The organism is Sphingomonas bacterium (genome assembly GCF_903643065.1).
Classification (GTDB): domain Bacteria; phylum Pseudomonadota; class Alphaproteobacteria; order Sphingomonadales; family Sphingomonadaceae; genus Sphingomonas.
Map to the genome: position 1 here is coordinate 1 of NZ_CAHJWX010000416.1, position 2826 is coordinate 2826.

A 2826-nucleotide genomic window follows, 5' to 3' on the forward strand; every position below is an offset into this window, starting at 1 on the left:
GCCGGGTTCGAGCGGCCCTATGGCTGGGCCTGGCTGCTGGCGCTCCACGCGGAGGCGGCGCGCCACGACGCCGGCTGGGTCGATGCGCTGGCGCCGCTCGCCGCCGCCTTTGCCGCGCGATTCGCGGAACACCTTCCCAAGCTCACCTACCCGATCCGCACGGGCACCCACGCCAACACCGCCTTCGCGCTGGTCCATGCGCGGGATTGGGCAGCCGGGCGCGATCCTGCCCTCGCCGCGCTGATCGCCGATCGCGCCCGCGCCTGGTTCGGTGCCGATCGCGGCTGCCAGGCGTGGGAGCCGTCGGGCGAGGACTTCCTGTCGCCCGCGCTCGCGGAGGCGCTGCTGATGAGCCGCGTCCTGCCGCCCCGTGAGTTCGCCACCTGGTTCGACGGCTTCCTCCCCGACCTGCCACGCGCCGAGCCCGCGACGCTGTTCCGCCCGGCAATCGTGTCGGATCGGCGCGACGGCAGGATCGCGCATCTCGACGGCCTCAACCTCAGCCGCGCCTGGTGCTGGCGCTCGATCGCCGCCGCGCTCGGTCCCGCGCACCCGGCGGCGGCGGCGATGCTGGACGCGGCCGACCGGCATCTCGCCGCCAGCCTGCCACATATCGACGACGACTATATGGGCGGCCACTGGCTGGCGACGTTCGCGCTGCTGGCCACGGCGGGGGCCGATACGCGGGATCAGGGCGCGCGCGACGCCTCCTGCTGACGCCGCGCGATCGCGGCCTCCAGCGGCACGGCATAGGCCGAGCTCCACAGCGTGTCATGCATCCGCCCGATCCGGTCCGCCAGCCCCGCGTCACGGAACACCAGCTCGACATTGCGCGAGCTGTCCAGGTATCCGCCTTCCCAATTGCTGGTGCCGACCCAGCCGACGCGTCCGTCGATCGCCATCGCCTTGGTATGGACCACCCGGGCGAAGGGAATCGGCCCCTCCGCCGCCGGCGGGATGGTCGCGACCCTGATCGCCACGTTGGGCACCGCCGCCAGGCTGCGCAGCCACGGCGTCTTCGCGGGCGTCACGTCCCAATCGGCGACGAGCAGTTCGATCGTCACCCCGCGCGCGGCCGCCGCGCGGAGCGCGGCGTCGATCACGCCGTAATAGCCGCGCTGCTGATCGAGCGGCGCATAGTCCATCACCGTGATCCGCGCATCGTGCCGCGCCTCGCCGAGCAGCCTGACCAGCTCGGCCTGCGAGTCGCCGACGCCCGGCGGGTTGAACGCGTTGGGGCTCGCGACCAGCGTCGCGGGACCGGCATCGTCGGCCAGCACCTCGCCAGTGTTGGTCGGCGCGACCTGTCCGCCGGCGGCGAGCGTCGCCTGCGCCGCCCAGTCCTGCGCGAAGATGGCGGCGAGCTGCCCGGCGACGCGCGGGTCATCGATCCGGACGCCGGTCTCGTCGATATGCTCCAGGCTGCGCCAGTCGAAGTTCTGACTGCCCAGATAGCCGCTGGTGCCGTCGATCACGACGAACTTGGCATGGATGATGCCGGTGCCGGTCAGCCCGGCGAACGCCAGCGTGCGGAACTGGAGGCCGGGGATCGCCCGCAGCCGGGCGATCGTCGGGTCGTCCGACATGGCGACGCCCTTGCCTTCTATCAGGAAGCGGATCGCGACGCCGCGCCGCGCCGCGCGATCCATGCATCCGATCACCCGGTCGAGCCGCGAGCCGGTCTTGCCGGCGACATAGAATTGCTCGAAATCGGCCTAGCGCCGGGCCCGATCCAGCAGCGCGCACCACGTCGTCGCCGCGTCCGGCAGGTCCGGCGTGGCAAGCGTGGTCGCGGACGGCGCGTCGTGGACCAGCGCGAAGCCGGCCAGCGGCCCGGCCGCCAGCAGCAGAGAAAGGATCACGAGTGCTCCTCCGATCAGCGCGCCGGCGCGACGCCAAGCTGATCGAACAGGAACATCAGCTGGTCCGTCTGTTCGGCGATGCGGTCGTCCACCGACGAGCCGATGCCATGGCCCGAGGTCTGCGAGGTGCGCAGCAGGATCGGGCGATCGGCCGCGCCCTGCGCCGCCTGGAGCGCGGCGGCGAACTTGCGCGACTGGAGCGGATTGACGCGGCCGTCGTTCGCGCCGGTCAGCATCAGCACCGCCGGATAGGCCGTGCCCGGCACGACATGGTGATAGGGCGAATAGGCGTAGATCGCGCGGAGCTGCGCCGGATCGGTCACCGAGCCATATTCGGTGACGTTGAACGCGCCGTTCGGGTCCTGCTCGCTACGGACCATGTCGTACAGGCCGACCGCCGACACCACCGCCCGCGCCAGCGCCGGATGCTGGGTCAGCGTCGCGCCCATCAACAGGCCGCCATTCGACCCGCCCATCACCGCGAGCCGCGCGTGGCTGGTGAAGCCGCGCGCAACCAGCGCGTCGGCGACGGCGGTGAAGTCGTCGAACACGTTCTGCTTGTGCTCCAACATGCCGTCGCGATGCCAGCCGTCGCCATATTCGCCGCCGCCGCGCAGGTTGGCGATCACATAGACCCCGCCCGCCTCCAGCCACACGCGCCGCATCGCGCCGAGGAACGTCGGCGTCATGCTGATCCCATAGCCGCCATAGCCATAGAGCAGCGTCGGGTTGCGCCCGTCCAGCTGCGTGCCCCGGCGCGCGATCACCGTGTACGGCACGCGCGTCCCGTCCTTTGACGTCGCGACGGCGCGGGTGACGGTGCAGTCGGCGAACGAGATGGGCGAGGTCACCGCGAGCGCGGTCGGGGTCGCCGCGCCGCGCGCCCCCGCCCAGCGCACGAACCGTGTCGGCTCGACATAGGTCGAGACCGACGCGAGCACGTCGCCGCCGGGGAGCGCCGCCA

General features: G+C 72.0%; 4 protein-coding genes. 1 reads left to right on the top strand and 3 read right to left on the bottom strand.

The features are described 5' to 3' along the window. The coding region (locus tag HUU95_RS13130) for a DUF2891 family protein (RefSeq protein WP_174280511.1) at nt 1–717 on the top strand (717 nt) is incomplete at its 5' end. Here HUU95_RS13130 and HUU95_RS13135 read toward each other — a convergent pair. The 3 genes from HUU95_RS13135 to HUU95_RS13145 form a co-directional block, all read right to left on the bottom strand. Continuing rightward, nucleotides 690–1649, bottom strand: coding sequence for a phospholipase D-like domain-containing protein (locus HUU95_RS13135; RefSeq protein ID WP_174280512.1), 960 nt, complete (start codon nt 1647–1649; stop codon nt 690–692). The two genes, HUU95_RS13130 and HUU95_RS13135, sit on opposite strands and share 28 nt — an antisense overlap. Nucleotides 1650–1715: 66 nt before the next feature. Continuing rightward, nucleotides 1716–1862, bottom strand: a complete 147-nt coding sequence (locus tag HUU95_RS13140; RefSeq protein ID WP_174280513.1) for a hypothetical protein — start codon at nt 1860–1862, stop codon at nt 1716–1718. 14 nt (nt 1863–1876) lie between these two features. Continuing rightward, nucleotides 1877–2826: prolyl oligopeptidase family serine peptidase (locus tag HUU95_RS13145; RefSeq protein WP_174280514.1), on the bottom strand; the 950-nt coding region annotated here is incomplete at its 5' end.

What these genes read in the sequence shown, in the direction of transcription:
- HUU95_RS13135 (WP_174280512.1), bottom strand. Translation starts at nt 1,649, where the DNA reads ATGGATCGCGCGGCGCGGCGCGGCGTCGCGATCCGCTTCCTGATAGAA.